Raw genomic sequence first — 16826 nt, 5'->3', positions numbered from 1 at the left:
GCCTTAACCAAAAGCTTACATGGCCGAGGCGGCGTCCACCCTGTGAACGCAGAAATTTTCCAGCCGGATTCCCGCAATGGAAAACAGCACTTATCGCCGCCGCCGCGATATCCACAGGTTTTACCGAAGCACCACAACATATAGCGCGGAACGTAGCCGGCACACACAAGTTGTTGACGTGGAGGGCGTGTCCGAGATAGCTTTCGAAGGTCGCCGGGACGACGGGTTCGGTCCGGTAGCCCTAAGCATTTTCGGCCATCTGACAGCGCATCGCGAGCGTTCGCGAGCGCTTGCCTTCGTCAGACTTCAGTGAATCGGCGGCTGCGCAGGGCGCGGCGGCATCGTCGACTCTTCGACAAGGGATACAGGGTTCATGCGGTTCGAGCGGCGTTACACCACGGCCGGGCAATCCCCCTACGCGACCATCGCCTTCCGCAAGGCGTTGAGCGAGATCCGCAACCCGGACGGATCGATCGTGTTCCGCCTCGACGGCATCTCGGTGCCGGACAGTTGGAGCCAGGTCGCCAGCGACGTGCTGGCGCAGAAGTACTTCCGCAAGGCCGGCGTGCCGGCGCGCCTGAAGAAGGTCGAGGAGAACGACGTTCCCTCCTTCCTGTGGCGCTCTGTGGCCGACGAGGCCGCCCTGGCGGAACTGCCGGAGGCCGAGCGCTCCGGCTCCGAGATCTCATCCACCCAAGTGTTCGACCGGCTCGCCGGCTGCTGGACCTATTGGGGCTGGAAGGGCGGCTACTTCACCTCGGAGGAGGACGCATCCGCGTTCCTCGACGAGCTTCGCTTCATGCTGGCCAAGCAGATGGTCGCGCCGAACTCGCCGCAATGGTTCAACACCGGTCTCCACTGGGCCTACGGCATCGACGGTCCGGCGCAGGGCCATCACTATGTCGATTACCGCACCGGCGAACTGGTGAAGTCGGCCTCGTCCTACGAGCACCCGCAGCCGCATGCCTGCTTCATCCAGGGTGTGCAGGACGACCTCGTCAACGAGGGCGGCATCATGGACCTGTGGGTCCGTGAGGCGCGCCTGTTCAAGTATGGCTCGGGCACCGGCTCCAACTTCTCCATGCTGCGCGGCGAGAACGAAAAGCTCGGCGGGGGCGGCAAGTCGTCGGGCCTGATGTCGTTCCTGAAGATCGGCGACCGGGCGGCCGGCGCGATTAAGTCCGGTGGCACCACCCGGCGCGCAGCCAAGATGGTCATCGTCGACATCGACCACCCGGATATCGAGCAGTACATCGATTGGAAGGTGAAGGAGGAGCAGAAGGTCGCCGCCCTCGTCACAGGCTCCAAGATCGTTTCCAAGCACCTCCAGGCAGTGATGAAGGCCTGCACCCAGTGCGAAGCCGAGGGTGATGCCTGTTTCGACATCGAGCGCAATCCCGTCCTCAAGAAGGCCGTGAAGGCCGCCCGCAAGGAGATGGTGCCGGACGGCTACACCAAGCGCGTCATCCAGTTCGCCCGCCAGGGTTTCACCAAGATCGATTTCCCGGTCTACGACACCGATTGGGATTCCGAGGCCTATCTGACGGTTGCCGGCCAGAACTCGAACAACTCCGTCTCGCTTACCGATGACTTTTTGCGCGCGGTGGAGCGTGACGAGGAATGGCATCTGACGGCTCGGACCACCGGCAAGTCCGTGAAGACGGTCCAGGCCCGCGAGCTCTGGGATAAGATCGGCGAAGCCGCTTGGGCATCTGCCGATCCGGGCCTGCATTTCAATACGACCATGAACGATTGGCACACCTGCCCGTCCGCTGGCCGAATCCGTGCGTCGAACCCGTGCTCCGAGTACATGTTCCTCGACGACACGGCCTGCAATCTCGCCTCCGCCAACCTGCTGACGATGTACGATCAGGCCAGCGGCGAGTTCGACGTAGCCGCCTTCGAGCACCTCAACCGGCTCTGGACCGTGGTCCTCGAGATTTCGGTGATGATGGCGCAGTTCCCGTCGAAGGAGATCGCGGAGCTTTCCTACCGCTACCGCACCCTCGGTCTCGGCTACGCCAATATCGGCGGCCTGTTGATGAGCATGGGCCTGCCTTACGATTCGCATAAGGGTCGGGCTCTGGCCGGTGCCCTGACCGCCATCATGACTGGTGTCGCCTACGCAACCTCGGCGGAAATGGCTGCCGAACTCGGGCCATTCCCGGGCTACGACGAGAACGCGGATGCCATGCTGAAGGTCATCCGTAACCATCGCCGCGCGGCGCATGGCGAGGCTGCGGGCTACGAGTTCCTCTCGATCGCCCCCGTCCCCCTCGACATCGCCAACATTCCTCAAACGAACCTGGCGGAACGCGCCAAGGTGGCGTGGGACCGCGCCCTCTCGCTGGGCGAGGAGTACGGCTACCGCAACGCCCAGGCCACCGTCATCGCGCCCACCGGCACGATTGGCCTCGTGATGGATTGTGACACCACCGGTATCGAACCGGACTTCGCCCTGGTGAAGTTCAAGAAGCTCGCGGGTGGCGGTTACTTCAAGATCATCAACCGTGCTGTACCGAACGCCTTGCGTTCCCTCGGCTACCGCGAATCGGAGATTGCCGAGATCGAGGCCTATGCCGTCGGCCACGGTTCGATGGGGCAGGCTCCCGCCATCAACCCGGGTTCCCTGCGCGCCAAAGGCTTCACCGACGACAAGATCGCGGCCATCGAGGCGGGACTGAAGTCGGCCTTCGACATCAAGTTCGTGTTCAACCGCTGGACCCTCGGCGACGACTTCCTCAAGGACGTGCTTCAGGTTCCGGCCAACAAGCTCGCCGACCCGACTTTCGAGATCCTGCCCTTCCTCGGCTATTCGAAGAAGGACATCGAGGCAGCCAACACGCATATCTGCGGCGCGATGACTCTCGAGGGAGCCCCCTTCCTCAAGCAGGAGCATTACGCGGTCTTCGATTGCGCCAACCCGTGCGGGCGCATCGGCAAGCGCTACCTCTCGGTGGAGAGCCACATCCGCATGATGGCGGCGGCGCAGCCCTTCATCTCTGGGGCGATCTCTAAGACCATCAACATGCCCAACGACGCCACGGTCGAGGATTGCAAGAACGCCTACAAGCTGTCTTGGACGCTGGCCCTCAAGGCTAACGCCCTCTACCGCGACGGCTCGAAACTTTCTCAGCCCCTGAACTCGGCGCTCATCGCCGATGAGGAGGAGGATACCGAGGAGGCCATCGAAGCTCTGGTGGCGCAACCGGCCACCGCCAAGGCAGCGCAGCTCGCGGAAAAAATCGTCGAACGGGTGATCGAGCGCGTCGAGCGTATCCGCTCGCGCGAGAAGCTACCCGATCGGCGCAAGGGCTATACTCAGAAGGCTGTTGTCGGCGGCCACAAGGTCTATCTGCGGACCGGCGAATATGAGGATGGCCGCATCGGCGAGATCTTCATCGACATGCACAAGGAAGGCGCCGCCTTCCGTTCGCTGATGAACAACTTCGCCATCGCGATTTCGATCGGCCTTCAATACGGCGTGCCGATGGAAGAGTATGTCGACGCCTTCACCTTCACCCGCTTCGAGCCGGCCGGATTTGTCCAAGGCAACGACGCGATCAAGAACGCTACCTCGATCCTCGACTACGTGTTCCGCGAGTTGGCGATCTCGTATCTCGGCAGGATGGATCTCGCCCATGTCGACCCCTCGGAAATCGGCAACACGGTGATGGGCAAGGGTGAGGGCGAAGGGAGCCGCAGCGGCGGCGACAAGCCGGATCCCGTGGCGTCCAGCGTCGTCTCGCGCGGCCTGCTGCGCGGATCGGCCGACCGGCTTACCCTCATCCAGGGCGGCCCCGGCGGCGGCACGATGGGCATCGGCTCCGGTAACGCCGGAACGAGTTCCCCAGCCGGCGGCGTCGTTCATGCCCTGCGGGGAGCGACGGCATTGAAGGCCGAACCGGAGCTGGCGGGCCAAGCCGAAAGCCTCGTCACCGCCCTCCCCTTCGCCAAGGCCGAACGGACTGTCTCGGATCGGCGAGCGGAAGCCAAGATGAAGGGCTATGTCGGAGAATCCTGCCCTGAATGCGCGAACTTCACGCTCGTGCGTAACGGAACTTGCTTGAAATGCGACACGTGTGGCGGAACGACAGGCTGCTCGTGATGGTGTTCGAGAAAAACCGCTATTACGACGGGCAATAGAACATTGCGGTTTTAGTGGTGTTTCTATCTGTACGAATGACACGAACCTGCGTTTTAAAGGACGGCGCGCGGAGAAATCCGCGCGCCGTCCTCTATTTGCAATGTATTATAAGTGCCGAACCTGATTGAGAACCAGGAGCAAGAACTTCGGGAAGCCTCCGGCCTGATTGATCTACACAAACACCGGCTCGACGATATGCTTCCTCAGGCGGTAGCGGGTCCGGCGGCCAGCCCGCTTCATCCACGCGGCCATCGCACGCATCGGGGGCGTCTTTCGTCAGCGTGAGAAGGCCGGCCGCTCCCTCAGAGCAGCCAAGTTTACCTCGGTTGGTAAAGCCTGCATCGCCGGAGACCTCGAACGACTGAAGCCCGAAATGACTGCGGACGTCGTCGATGATCGGCACCAGGGCGCGGGAGTCGGCGGAGGTCGTAACAGGGCGATGCGCTACGATGATCTCATTCGCGTCATCGACGGCAATCTGCCCGTTGTATCCCTGCACGAGGCCATCGCGCCTGGCAGGATCCGGCTGTCCGGGTCGGTAAACGTGCGCTGTGCTCGGTCCGGTTGCCCTGCGTCCATACCGGCCAAATACGGTGGCCGTATCTCATGCCCCGATCAAGAAAGCGATCGCCGCGTTATCTCGCCGACACGTATTGGTCGACAGCCATCGACATCACGTCAACGTACGGCCGTGACGAACGCCCCGATCTGCGCTTTGGCAAGTATCAAGGCATGGCCAAGTGGCTGATCGTTCAAATAAACCCGCCCCGCAGTCAAAGTCAGCGCGAGCGTCCAGAAGATCGCGATAGCGGCATTGCGCGCCCGACGATCAGCCTGCACCATGTGTGTGATGCGGTCTTCTCCCAACGGCTCACCATAGGGGTCGAAGCTGGTGGCGTTGGCATCGGAACACGTGGTCATGAGCGATAAGATCGGGCTTTGCGTGCTAGCGATCAATGGATAAGACTTTTGAAATTCCCGCGGTATGGAGCGCGACTTTCTCTTTTCGTCGAGCCATGTGGAAGTTTTTTTCGGGGAGCCTAGAGGCAACTCCGAGCGGGTGGAATGGGCGTGAAGGCATCCTCGAATCTGACAATCCCGACGGGAGCGGCCACGTCGCATAGGCGATCGGCGCTTCTGCCGGGCATCGTCCTCTGCCTCGGTGTCACCGGGATCGCCATAGCCATCCAAGCCTGGGAGGAGCGGGCCACCGGGCACCCCTATATCGAAGCGCTCGTGATCGCGATCCTGTTCGGCATTGCGATCCGCACCGTCTGGATGCCGGGCGAGCGCTTCCGGGCAGGGATTGCCTTCAGCGCGAAGCAACTGCTCGAACTGGCCGTGACGTTGATGGGAGCGTCGGTCAGCCTCGGCGCCATCGTCGCCTCAGGACCCGCACTTCTCACCGGCATCGTCGGCACGGTGTTGCTGGCGATCGTCTCGAGTTACGCGATCTGCCGCGGTCTCGGCCTGCCGGCCCGTATGGCGATCCTGGTTGCCTGCGGCAACGCCATCTGCGGAAATTCGGCCATCGCCGCCGTGGCGCCGGTGATCGGAGCCGATAGCAAGGACGTCGCCGGCTCCATCGCCTTTACCGCCGTGCTCGGCGTGCTGATGGTGCTCGGCCTGCCCCTCTTCATCCCCCTCGTTGGCCTATCGGATCACCAGTACGGGGTGCTGGCGGGCCTAACCGTCTACGCTGTGCCGCAGGTGCTCGCCGCCACGGTGCCGGTGGGGCTGCTCAGCACCCAAGTCGGCACGCTGGTCAAGCTGGTGCGTGTATTGATGCTCGGCCCCGTCGTCATCGCCTTCTCGCTCATCGCCCATCGGCTTCCTTTGGAAGACGGAGTTCGGAAAGCATCGACGGGGCGGCTCGGCTTCACCAAGCTCGTACCCTGGTTCATTCTGGGTTTTCTCGGGCTGGCAAGCCTGCGTTCCCTCGGCCTGATCCCTGAGGCGGCCTCCGGGCCGGTGAGGCAACTGGCTGGATTTTTGACGATCATGTCCATGGCCGCCCTGGGCCTGGGCGTCGATGTCCGGGTACTGGCCCGCATGGGCGGGCGGGTGACGCTTGCCGTCACCGGCTCTCTGGCCGTCCTCCTCGCCATCAGCCTTCTTCTCATCCGCGCCCTCGGCATCTCTTGATCGCCTGATCCGCGGTGCGCCGAAATCGAGATCTTCGACCTCTCGCACCTGTACGGCGCCCGGCGTCTTCTCGATGAGGGGTTGAAGAATGCCCGTCCCCGCGTCCCTTCGTCACCCGCCTGAAGAACGCTCTTCCTGCCAATGAGCGCCTCCTCGACCTGCTCCTCGAGGAGCTGAAACGGATCCTGCCCCCGGGCGACCTGGACCGCCGCCGGCACCGGCCGGCATCCGGCCGAGGTATTGGATTGGGCGCATGCGCGCGAGGACGATGCGGTGCGGACTGGAAGACAAGATCCGTGTCCCGGAGCACCAATTGGCAGCCAGCAGCGCTGAACTCGTCGGGCTAGCCATCGAACGGGGTTTCGCCGCGGCCGGGACGTCGCCGACCCCTACGCGGCTCGGGAGCTTCTCGGTCTCGCGACCTGTGCCTTCTGTGCCAAGAGGGCTGCAGGCGAAGCTCTTCACCGCCTGCAGCCGCACCGGACGCGTCTTTCAGGGCTCCCGGTACCTCAAGGTTAGGACCGGGGCCGCGCCGTTCTCCAGCCGGCCTTCAGTTCACGCCGAGCAGTTCGACGTCGAAGATGAGCGTGGCGTTCGGGGGGATCAGGCCACCGGCGCCGCGTGCGCCATAGCCGAGGTCGGATGGGATGATGAGCGTGCGCTTGCCGCCGACCTTCATCGTGGCGACCCCCTGGTCCCAGCCGCCGATGACCTGTCCGATACCGAGGGTGAAGCTGAAGGGCTGGCCCCGGTCGCGGGAGGAGTCGAACTTCTTGCCGGGCTTGCCACCATCGTCGAGCCAGCCGGTGTAATGGACGCTGACCTTCTTGCCGGTCTGTGGCGAGGGGCCGGTGCCGACGACTTCGTCGCGATATTGAAGGCCCGAAGGCGTGGTCACGGTCTCGGCGGATGCGGAAGCGGTCATGGCGATCAACAAGGCTCCGGTGAGGGCAAGAAGCGGACGACGCATGCGGATGGTTCCTGTCTGGCGTGCCGAACGGGCCGAGTAGCACGGCTGCGCCCGCGCGTCAGCGCCTGCCCAAGACCCGCTTGATCAGCGCCTTGCAATCGCGTTCGATCATGACAAGGCGAATCCGTCGATCTACGGGAAGCAAGCGGAACGCCCGGCGCGGGGCGGCGACGACCTCGCAGATCGTCTCCCGGTCCGGAAAGAGATCTTCTAGGACGGAACCGGCCAATGTCGCCGAATCGAGCCGCTGGGCGAACCCCGTCTCGTGCAGCGTCTCGATGATCCGTGCCTCGAGCAGGAGCCCCGGAGCGTTGGAGCGCTCGGTCTCGTCATAGGTCGTCTTCAGAAGCGTGGCCGTGCCGCCTGTCAGAAGGGCGAGGCTGATCGAGAGGGGGCGACCGTCGAGCCGAAGGATATCGGCGCGTAGGCCGATCGGGCCGCTCCCGTCGGCGAAGAGGGCTCGCGCGAAAGCCTTGTGCTGTAGCTGACAAGTCAGCGCCGTTCCGGCTCTGCCCTTCCATCCAGTCCGTTCGAGACTGAGGAAGCTGGTGACGGCATCGCGCAGGTTTGCGCCATTGGTGGCGACATCGAGGATGAGCGTACCGCGCTTCGATAGACGCCGATCGCGACGGTTCAGATCCTTCAGGCGCGACCGGTTCGGATGACCTGCGAGGAAGGCGTCATATGAGGTGCGGCGCTCTACGATCGGTCGTTCGAAACTGTGAGCGATGCCGTGCTGCCAACCCGCCCGATCCATCGCCGCGAGCAGTTCGCCACCGAGCCTCGTCGAGGTGGGAAGCAGCGGCCAGCGCCAGAGATGGCCGCCGGAGGCGGATTGTAGACCCGCCACCAGAAGATCGAGAATTTTCGCCAGGTCCGGGTCGTCGGCGACGAGCGGGCTCGTCTGCGTGATGAAGGGTGAGAGGAAGGGGCGTGCCACCTTCATTCCGAGCCCGCAGACATCGCGCTTGCATGCGAACGGTAGTAGCGCATCGAGGCCGCTCGGACCCCGCACGGCAACGAAGGCGAGATCCGTATCGGCGAGTCCCGCAGCGTGGTGGGCGGCGATGACGTGGCGGCTGTAATGCGGATGCGTGGTGAGCGCCCGGGCCATCAGCGCGTCCCAGGCACCGGGATCGGCAGCCAATTCCGAATATGTGACGATCGAGACGGAGCGTCGGCCGTTCGTCCCTCGATGCTCGGTCTTCATGAACCCGCGCGGCTTGGGAACCGCAGAACCGGCGTCACGATGCCGTGTACGAGGAAAGCCGCCATCGCCATGCCGGCTCCGCGAAGGATGGTGGCCAGTGCCATGGCGATGGCGGCCCCCATGGCGCCCATCGACGGGACGAGGACCACACACAGAAAGGCTGCCACGGCCAGCGTTGCCAGTGTGATGGCGGCGCACAGACGTTCGCCGTCGATCATGGTCAGCAGGTCCTCCCCCGGCCCGAACAGGCTTGCACCGACATTGCCCAAAACCAGCACGGCGAGGAGCGGGAAGCTCGCGCCGAATTCCGGCCCGAACATCGCGAGCAGGAACGGTCCCGCCGCCACGATGACGAGACCGACCGTCACCGTGGCGGCGAATGTGAGCCGGGCCTGGATGCGGACGAAGCGTTTCAGGCCCGGAGCATCCCGGGACGCATGGATGGCGGCGAAACGCTGAGCGGTGGCCGCGGATGCGGCGTAATGCACGAAGGGGACGAATTGCTGGATCCGGGTCGCGACGAAATAGAGGGCCACCGCCGTCGGCGGCATCATCATACTCAGGATGACCACATCGATCATGGTGAAGGTGGAATGGGCAAGATCACCCGCCGCGATTGGCAGGCATGCCCGGAGCCAGATCCGCCAACGGTATCGCGGTGGCTCCGAGGGCAGAACGGCGCGAAGGCGCAGGATCAGGAGCCACGCTTGGATCGCCAGGGCGATCCCGGTGGCGACCAAGGTGCACGCGACGGCAACCCAAGCCTGCGCCGGCGCTCCCGCGGCGACGGCTCCCGCCATGGCGGCCATGATCAGGCACTGGCGGAGGAGATAGGGTGGCGCGATGGCGAGCACCGCCCAGTTCTGGCTGCGGGCGACGCCCTCGAGATAGTCTTGCAGGGTGAAGAGCGGCAGGACCAGCGCGGCGACGAGCAGTGGTCCAGCATACGGTCCTCCGAGGAGGGTACCCTGCATCCAGACCAGTGCGAGGCCGAGACATGCGACGGTGCAGGCGCACGCGGCACTCACCCATGCGCCCCCGATGAGGAACCCCCGGACATGGACGAGGTCGGCCCGTGCTTGGTCGGCGGGCAGGAAACGGCAGGCGCCCTGGGCGAAACCCAGTGTCGAGGAATGCCCGAGGATGGCGATCCAGACCCAGATCGAGGCGAATATCCCGTATTCCGTCCGCCCCATCAGGCGCGCCATCAGCACTTGCGCCCCGTAGGCGAAGACGGCGGCAGCGATACGGATGGTGAAGACGTCGAGTGCCGCTCCCGCGGCACCTGCGCGGAACGTCTTGAAGCGGACGATCACCGCTCCGAAGGTGCGACCCTCCGTCCCATCAGTTGCTAAGCTCACGTCGCCCCTTCGAGATCTCAAGTCAGGCCCTGGCCTCGTTCCGGAAACAGGACGCCTGTCTTCGGACGAGGTCACGCAATACCGGGGCTTTTTTTCGCATCGTTCCGGCGTCGGTGTTCAGAGCGACACCCGTTGCGGCCGGGCTAAAAGAAACCGAGTGCGCATGTCACCGTGCGCATCAGGGCTTGTCCTCCAGCGATGCACCGCCGCTCCGTGGGGGCGACGGCTTGACCGAAGCATCCTTCGGCGGCGCGACGATCAGGGCCGGCGCGCCGGCCGTCCCCGTCGCCGCAGGGTCGGGCTGTAGCAGGGAGAGAGTGATGGCCCGCGTCACGTGTTCGGCCATGCAGCGCAGGCCGAGGTCGTTGAGGCGGAACTGGCGCCCCAGCATGTGCGCTTCGCCCTTGTCGCTACTGCCGGACAGGTAGCGCATCGCCTCGTAGCGCTGTACCAGCGGAACGCCTTCGCGCAGGGCCACTTCCTGCACCTTGCGGACGATGCTGCTGTAATATTCGTCCTGGGCCAGCGACGCCGTGTAGACGGGATTGACCAGCACCACGTCGATATCGTGCGACTTAATCCACTGAACCGTTTCGTCGAGAGCGCTCGCGAAGGCATCGAGATCGACGCGGGCGAGTGCATCGTGGGTGCCGACTTGCCAGACCACGAGATCGGGCTCCACCTCTGCCACCATACTGCGCAGACGCTCCGCCGCGCCGGAGGCTATCTCACCCTGCATGCCCCGGCTCTCGACTTCCACATCCACATTGGGAAGCGAGCGTTCCAGTGCCGTCTCCAGCTTGACCGGATAGGTCGCCGAGGCCCCGGCACCGGCCGAGGACGAACCGATGGCCAGAACGCGGACCGGACGCTTCTCCTTGAGCGCCGCTTTGACCGAGTTCAACCGGGCGAGGGTGTAGAGCTTGGAGCCGGGAACCCGGCATTCGGGCGACAGGCTCACATCGACGGCCTCCGACGCCTCGCCGCCCGGAGCGGGCGCCGCTGCGGTCGGTGGTGAGACGATCGTCGCACCGCCCTCCGCCCTGGTCTGCGATGATCCGACGATCATTCCCAGTAAGGCGAGGCCGAGGGAAATCAGGAGTGCCGAGGTTTGCGCGAGCGCCATTCGACGAACCATGCAGTGAAGCCCAGAGCGAACAAGCCGAATCCCATGACGCCGACATCAACCAGGATGCCGCCCCCCGTCCAGAACCGCACGAGTTGTGCGGCTAGGCTCAGGAGCGAGCCGATGGAGAAGACTGCCAGTGAATTACGACCGAGTCCCGTCAAATATCGACCGACCGCGCCGACATGCGGGACGATGAGCGCGTAGACCCCCTGGAAGGCCAGCAGCACTCCGAGGAAGTGGATCAGCCGGGCGGGCGACAGGTAGGTCTTGTCGAAGGAGAAGACGAGCCGTGGATCGGGAACGAGCAACGGGTCGGGCCTGAGATCGAACACCGATAGCACGATGCCGAGCACGACGATGACGACGCCCACGGGCATCAGTCGCTTTGACCAGCGCCGGAGCGTGTCGGATTCGCGGTTCAGATCCTGCCCGACGAATCCGAGCACGAGCAGCAATTGCCAGCACAGCGGATCGAAGAACCAATCCCCCTCCCCCGGCCAGGATGGCAGGTTCCATTCGAAGACGAGGCTTGCGGCATAGAGGGAGAAGGACAGTCCGAGCGCCGCGACGCGGCTCACCCGGGCCACCAGGATGAAGACGGGGGCGATGCCGAGAAGCACCACGTAGAGCGGCAGGATGTTGAAGAAGCCGAGTTGATGTGTGAGCAGCACGAAACCGACGGTGGTCTGTATAGGATCGGCGAAGAAGCCGCCGGCGTTGTGCCACTCAAGAAGAAGCGGATTGTCGAGAAGCAACGCCGTCCCGGCAATCATGGCCAATGCGATGGCCATCGTCGTGATCTGGGCGCGATAGACTTCGATCGTGCGTGACAGCAGTCTCAGGACGCTTTTCAGGCGCGGTTCCGGTCGTCCGTCGCGCCCGCGCGTGGCGATCCCGATCGACCATCCGGCGAGGAAGACGAACAGCTCCGCCGCATCTGAAATGCCGTATTGCGAGTAGGTGTAGCGCTCGAACGTGTTGCCCGGGATGTGGTTGACGTAGATCGTCACGAGGGCGAGGCCGCGCCAGAAATCGATCGCGTTCGGTTCGCGCATAAGGGATCCGAACTCCGGAATGTCGGGCGGGTTGGAGGAGCGCGAAGCGGAATCGGAGGCCGCCTCGCAGCGCAACGGCACGGTCTGATAATGCGGTACGCGGCAATCTGCAAAGGCGGTATCCGATCCGTCCCGTACGGGATGAATCCGCACTGTGGCCGATTTATCGGGGACAGGGCCGGCGCGGAAACTTATGCTGCGATCATGCCGTACCCACCGGACACGACGATGTCAGCCAGTCCCGCCCCCGATGCCCAACCGATTCCCACGGGAGTTCCGGGGCTCGATGTGATCCTGGCGGGAGGATACGCGGCCCAGCGTGCCCATCTCATCGAGGGACGGCCCGGTGGCGGCAAGACGACCCTCGGCCTCCAGTTTCTTCTCGACGGCGCCGCCCGGGGCGAGACATGCCTCTATATCACCCTGTCGGAGAGCCGCCGCGAGCTGATGTCCGTCTCCGAGCGGCATGGCTGGTCGCTGGAGGGGATCGAGATCTACGAACTCGTTCCGCCGGAACTCAGCTTGGATTCGAAGCTGCAGCAGAGCCTCGTCCATTCGTCCGATCTCGAGCTCGGTGAAACCGTGCGCATGGCCCTGAGCGAGATGGAGCGGGTGAAGCCGAGCCGTGTCGTGTTCGACAGCCTGTCGGAGATCAGGTTGCTGTCACAAGGGTCGCTGCGCTACCGGCGCCAGGTGCTCGCACTGAAGAGCTACTTCCTCCTCAACGACATCACCGCGCTGATGCTCGACGATCTCAGCGCCGAGCATGACGACCTCAACCTGCATTCCATCAGCCACGCGGTGATCCGGCTCGAACAGCTGACGCCGGCCTATGGTGCCCCGCGGCGGCGCGTCCACGTCATCAAGATGCGGGGCACGGAGTACCAGGGCGGCTACCACGACTTCGCAATCCGCAAGGGCGGCATCCTGGTGCATCCGCGCCTGATCGCGAGCGACCATCCCAGCAGCTTCGAGGCGGGCTCGGTGGAAAGCGGCGTCGCCGAGCTCGATCGGGTTCTGGGCGGCGGCCTCGACCGGGGGACGACGAGCCTCATCGTCGGTCCGTCGGGGGCCGGCAAATCCACGCTCGCCATGAGCTACCTGGTGGCCGCCCTCCGGCGCGGCGAACGCGGCCTGATCATCAGCTTCGACGAGACGCGCGGCATCCTGTTGCGACGTGCCCGGAGCGTGGGCATGCCCCTGGCGGATTTCATCGAGGCCGGATCGCTGCAGATCGAGCAGATCGACCCTGCCGACGTCTCGCCCGGCGATTTCGCGGGACGTATCCGCGATGCCGTGGAGCACGATGCGGCCAGGATCGTCATCATCGACAGCCTGACCGGCTACATGACCGCCATGGCGGGCCAGCCCTTCCTCGTCATGCAGATGCACGAGCTCGTCACCTACCTGAACCAGCAGGGCGTGGTGACGATCCTGATCCTCGCCCAGCACGGCATGGTGGGGAAGATGGAATCGCCGGTGGACCTGACCTATGTCAGCGACACCGTCGTGATGCTGCGGTTCTTCGAGGCCGCCGGCCGGGTTCGCCGGGCCTTGTCCGTTCTCAAGAAGCGGACCGGTCCGCACGAGGACACGATCCGCGAGTTCAAGATCGACGCCAACGGATTGCGCGTCGGCGAACCCCTGCGGAAATTCCGCGGCGTCCTGACGGGCGTGCCCACCTATGACGGCAACGGCGACAATCTCCTCGTCGAACGGGTCGGGGCCGATGGAGAGTCCCTGGACGAGCCCGGACGCGATGCCGCATCCTGAACCGGTCGTCCTGATCCTCGCGCCCCTGGGACGTGATGCGTCAGTGGCCACGGCGATCCTGGCGGAAGTCGGTATCGCCTCTGAGTCGATCTCGACCCTCGACGCCCTGGTGGCCGGCCTCGATGGCGCCGCCTGCGCGGTGATGACCGAGGAAGCGCTACTCCGCTGGGACCGCAACGCCATCGCCCACTGGGTCGAACGGCAGCCGCCCTGGTCGGATTTTCCCTTCGTGCTGCTCAGCTCTCGCGGCGGCTCGCCGGATGTGCGGCTCACCGATCTCCTGGGCAACGTGACGGTGCTGGAACGTCCCTTCCACCCGGCGGTGTTGGCCAATGCGGTGCGCTCCGCCCTCCGCGCCCGGCGGCGGCAGCGCGAAGTGCAAGCCTATCTTGAGGAACGCCAGCGGACGCACGAGCGGCAGGCCCTGCTGATCCGCGAGCTTCACCACCGCGTCAAGAACACGCTCGCCACCGTCCAGGGACTGCTCGGAGCGACGGCGCGCTCCACCAAGGATGTGAACACGTTCTATCATTCGTTCTCGGACCGGATCGTCTCGCTGGGCAAGACGCACAACCTGCTCACCGAGGATTACTGGCAGACGGCCCCGCTGCGCGAGCTGCTGCAGAACGAACTCGGTCATTACAACGATGCGACGACCAGCCGGATCATCCTCGACGGACCGGCGATCGAACTGGCCGCGGACCTCGCCGTCCCCACCGGCATGGCGATCCACGAGTTGACCACGAATGCCACCAAGCACGGTGCGCTGTCGCTGCCATCCGGGCGGATCGTGGTGCGTTGGAGCGTCGATCGGCGAGAGGCAGGGCGTGTGCTCGACCTGAGCTGGACGGAAACGGGTGGTCCCCCCGTGAAGCCGCCGGAGCGCAAGGGATTCGGCTCGACGCTGCTGCAGCGCGTGCTCGCGCAGCAATGCAATGCCGAAGTCGTCATCGCCTACGAGGCCGAGGGGCTGCGGTTCCACATGGTCGCCCCCCTGCCCGAGGATCGGCTGGTGCCCGCATACTGACTCGTTGGGGTCAGGATTTCACGATCCGGTCGAGGCGGCCATTGACGAAGAAGTACAGCTCCTTGGCTCCCGGCTCGCTGTAGAGCACCTGTACCTCGCGGCCGGAACGCCCCTCCCCGACCAGCACGTCCGTTGCGGGCTTCGCCTTCAGCCGGACGAGATCGCACTCGCCGATCCCGGGCTCGATCACGGTCGCGGTACCCGGCGCGGCCTGGCTGCAGGTGCCGTCGGCATTGAGCACCGGCCCCGTGACACCGGGCGACGGGGCCGGCGTCACGGCGACGGGGACCGGCCTGCTAACCGGCGCTTCCCGCTCGCCGGTGGTGCAGGCGCCGAGGAGGACGAGGCTCGCGAGATATGCGGCGGCCGTGCCCCATCGTGGCGAGGCGTTCGTCACTTCACGTCCTTCGAAGTGCCGGCCCGCGCCTTCAGCGCAGCCGCGTAGAGATCGGAGGCGTCCTTGTGGAAGGCCGCGCGAGAATCGGGCCGCGAATAGAACATATGGCCGCCCGGATAAACCGCGAGGTCGATCCGCTTGTCGCCGCCGAAGGCCGGTAGCTGGTCGATCAGGAGCTTCGAGGTGAAGTACGGGGTCACGAGATCGGTGAAACCGTGGGCCACGAGGACGCGCAGGTTGCCGTCGAGGGCCATGACACCGCGCAGCGCACCGAGGGATTCTGGCGCCATGCGCCCAGAGCCCCAGCCCCAGCTCCGGCTCACAGCGCCATTGAGGAGTTCGTAGCGCAGGTCGGGCACGCGGTAGTTCAGCTTCGCGCCGTAGAGTTCGATCATGGCGCTGGTCAGCGGCGCCTGCATGGCCGTGAGCAGCGGGTCCTCGAAGCCTGAGAAGGTCGCGGCCGGGTCGGGGTCCCATCCGGTGATGCCGGTATCGTAGGCGCTGGCGACACGGCCCTCATCCGCGCCGATCTCGCGCTGGACACTGTTGGAGCTCAGGCGACCGGCCTGACGGCGGACGAAGGCCGGATCGAGACCCGTGACGGCCCCCACCCTGTCGCCGAGCCGGGCGATGGCGGCCTGGTCGGACGGCCCCTTGAGCAGGTCGGCGAGATAGTCGCCGGTGGCATAGGATTCAGTCTCTGCCAGAGCCTTCCGGCTCGGCGTGCCGCCGGCCCGCTCGATGGCGGCGGCGGCATAGGATGGCAGCTTCGTCACGTGGCCCCAGGGGGTCGAGCGCGGCGATTGCAGCCAGGCGAAATCGAGCACAGGCGACAGGAGGACCATGCCGGAGAGGCCGATGCCGATCTCCTCCTGCAGCTTTGCCGCGATGAGCGGCCCGCGAAAGCCGCCATAGCTCTCCCCGACGAAGAATTTGGGCGCCGCGATCCGGTCGTTCGTGCGCAGCCAGCGGGCAATGGCCGAGGACAGGACCGACGCATCCGCATCGACGCTCCAATAGCGTTTGGCATCGCCATCCGTCGCGCGGCTGTATCCCGTGCCCACGGGATCGAGGAAGACGAGGTCGGTGAAATCCAGCCATGTGCCGTCATTGGGGACGAGGCTCACGGGCGTGGACGGGCTGATGCTCGTGCCGTCGAGGGGCAGGCGCCAGGGTCCGATCGCGCCGATATTGAGATAGGCCGAGGCCGCGCCGGGGCCGCCGTTGATCGCGAAGGTCACGGGCCGGGCCGCCTCGCTCCTGTCGGCGAGACGATAAGCGATGAAGGCGATCTCCGCCTGGAGCTTTCCGCCCTCGTCCACGAGGGGCAGGCTGCCGGCCGTGGCGGTGAAGCGCAGGATACGGCCACCCGGCAGGGTGACGCTGTGCTCGGTGGTGACGTCGGATGGAAGTTTGCGTCCTTCCGGGCCTCGCTGCTCGGCGGCACGCCTTTCCTGCGGCCTGTCGCCTCCCTGGGGCGATTGCGCCATGCCGGGCTGGGTGGTGACGAGGAGGATTGCGGACAGAGCGAGGGCGAGCAGCCTGGCGCCGCCCTCGCCACGGCTCAGGGGCGAGACGATCGAACCTCGGATCATGCGGCTTCCTTTGAGGT

General features: G+C 65.1%; 12 protein-coding genes and 2 pseudogenes. 5 read left to right on the top strand and 9 right to left on the bottom strand.

The features are described 5' to 3' along the window. The first annotated feature begins 373 nt into the window (after positions 1-373). Complete coding sequence (locus tag MBTS_RS08405; RefSeq protein ID WP_192215403.1) at positions 374-4108, top strand: vitamin B12-dependent ribonucleotide reductase; 3735 nt, start codon at positions 374-376, stop codon at positions 4106-4108. Positions 4109-4321: 213 nt separating this feature from the next. On the opposite strand, the pseudogene MBTS_RS23725 reads toward MBTS_RS08405, so the two are convergent. Together MBTS_RS23725 and MBTS_RS08400 are read right to left on the bottom strand one after the other, a co-directional pair. Continuing rightward, a pseudogene (locus MBTS_RS23725) lies at positions 4322-4735 on the bottom strand (IS5/IS1182 family transposase); the annotation flags it as partial. A gap of 90 nt (positions 4736-4825) precedes the next feature. After that, positions 4826-5068: a hypothetical protein gene (locus tag MBTS_RS08400; protein WP_192215402.1), complete on the bottom strand. Its 243-nt coding sequence runs from the start codon at positions 5066-5068 to the stop codon at positions 4826-4828. A 144-nt stretch (positions 5069-5212) separates the two neighbouring features. Here MBTS_RS08400 and MBTS_RS08395 point away from each other — a divergent pair, with 144 nt between their 5' ends. Continuing rightward, the gene (locus MBTS_RS08395; RefSeq protein WP_056253493.1) at positions 5213-6292 is read left to right on the top strand and encodes a YeiH family protein; all 1080 of its coding nucleotides are present in this window, start codon (positions 5213-5215) and stop codon (positions 6290-6292) included. Between the two features lie 21 nt (positions 6293-6313). Next, positions 6314-6712, top strand: a pseudogene (locus tag MBTS_RS23720) (3-keto-5-aminohexanoate cleavage protein); the annotation flags it as partial. A gap of 130 nt (positions 6713-6842) precedes the next feature. Here the strand turns inward: MBTS_RS23720 and MBTS_RS08390 are convergent. The 5 genes from MBTS_RS08390 to MBTS_RS08370 all read right to left on the bottom strand — a co-directional run bounded on the left by MBTS_RS08390 (position 6843) and on the right by MBTS_RS08370 (position 12017). Next, the gene (locus MBTS_RS08390) at positions 6843-7262 is read right to left on the bottom strand and encodes an FKBP-type peptidyl-prolyl cis-trans isomerase (protein WP_027172428.1); all 420 of its coding nucleotides are present in this window, start codon (positions 7260-7262) and stop codon (positions 6843-6845) included. Positions 7263-7320: 58 nt separating this feature from the next. After that, positions 7321-8472, bottom strand: a complete 1152-nt coding sequence (locus MBTS_RS08385) for a GNAT family N-acetyltransferase (protein ID WP_192215401.1) — start codon at positions 8470-8472, stop codon at positions 7321-7323. Then, positions 8469-9833 (bottom strand): lipopolysaccharide biosynthesis protein, encoded by a 1365-nt coding sequence (locus MBTS_RS08380; protein ID WP_192215400.1) that lies wholly within the window; start codon positions 9831-9833, stop codon positions 8469-8471. The genes MBTS_RS08385 and MBTS_RS08380 overlap by 4 nt, the downstream gene beginning before the upstream one ends. A 178-nt stretch (positions 9834-10011) precedes the next feature. Next, positions 10012-10959: an SGNH/GDSL hydrolase family protein gene (locus MBTS_RS08375; RefSeq protein ID WP_056253500.1), complete on the bottom strand. Its 948-nt coding sequence runs from the start codon at positions 10957-10959 to the stop codon at positions 10012-10014. Continuing rightward, a complete protein-coding gene (locus tag MBTS_RS08370) occupies positions 10929-12017 on the bottom strand; it encodes an OpgC family protein (protein WP_147830601.1) in 1089 nt (362 codons plus the stop codon). Before MBTS_RS08370 ends, MBTS_RS08375 begins: the two co-directional genes overlap by 31 nt. A 228-nt stretch (positions 12018-12245) precedes the next feature. On the opposite strand from MBTS_RS08370, the gene MBTS_RS08365 reads away from it, so the two are divergent. Both MBTS_RS08365 and MBTS_RS08360 read left to right on the top strand, forming a co-directional pair. Further along, complete coding sequence (locus MBTS_RS08365; RefSeq protein ID WP_147830599.1) at positions 12246-13790, top strand: ATPase domain-containing protein; 1545 nt, start codon at positions 12246-12248, stop codon at positions 13788-13790. Continuing rightward, a complete protein-coding gene (locus MBTS_RS08360; protein WP_056146508.1) occupies positions 13777-14817 on the top strand; it encodes a sensor histidine kinase in 1041 nt (346 codons plus the stop codon). Before MBTS_RS08365 ends, MBTS_RS08360 begins: the two co-directional genes overlap by 14 nt. Before the next feature lie 10 nt (positions 14818-14827). On the opposite strand, the gene MBTS_RS08355 is transcribed toward MBTS_RS08360, so the two are convergent. Both MBTS_RS08355 and MBTS_RS08350 read right to left on the bottom strand, forming a co-directional pair. Beyond that, positions 14828-15214: a hypothetical protein gene (locus MBTS_RS08355; protein WP_192215399.1), complete on the bottom strand. Its 387-nt coding sequence runs from the start codon at positions 15212-15214 to the stop codon at positions 14828-14830. After that, positions 15211-16809 carry a S10 family peptidase gene (locus MBTS_RS08350; protein WP_056145646.1) on the bottom strand — a complete coding sequence of 533 codons (1599 nt, stop codon included), beginning with the start codon at positions 16807-16809 and terminating at the stop codon, positions 15211-15213. Before MBTS_RS08350 ends, MBTS_RS08355 begins: the two co-directional genes overlap by 4 nt. Between the last annotated feature and the right edge of the window lie 17 nt (positions 16810-16826).

This window comes from Methylobacterium bullatum (assembly GCF_014845095.1).
GTDB lineage: Bacteria > Pseudomonadota > Alphaproteobacteria > Rhizobiales > Beijerinckiaceae > Methylobacterium > Methylobacterium bullatum.
This window is presented reverse-complemented; position numbering and strand designations above follow the sequence as displayed.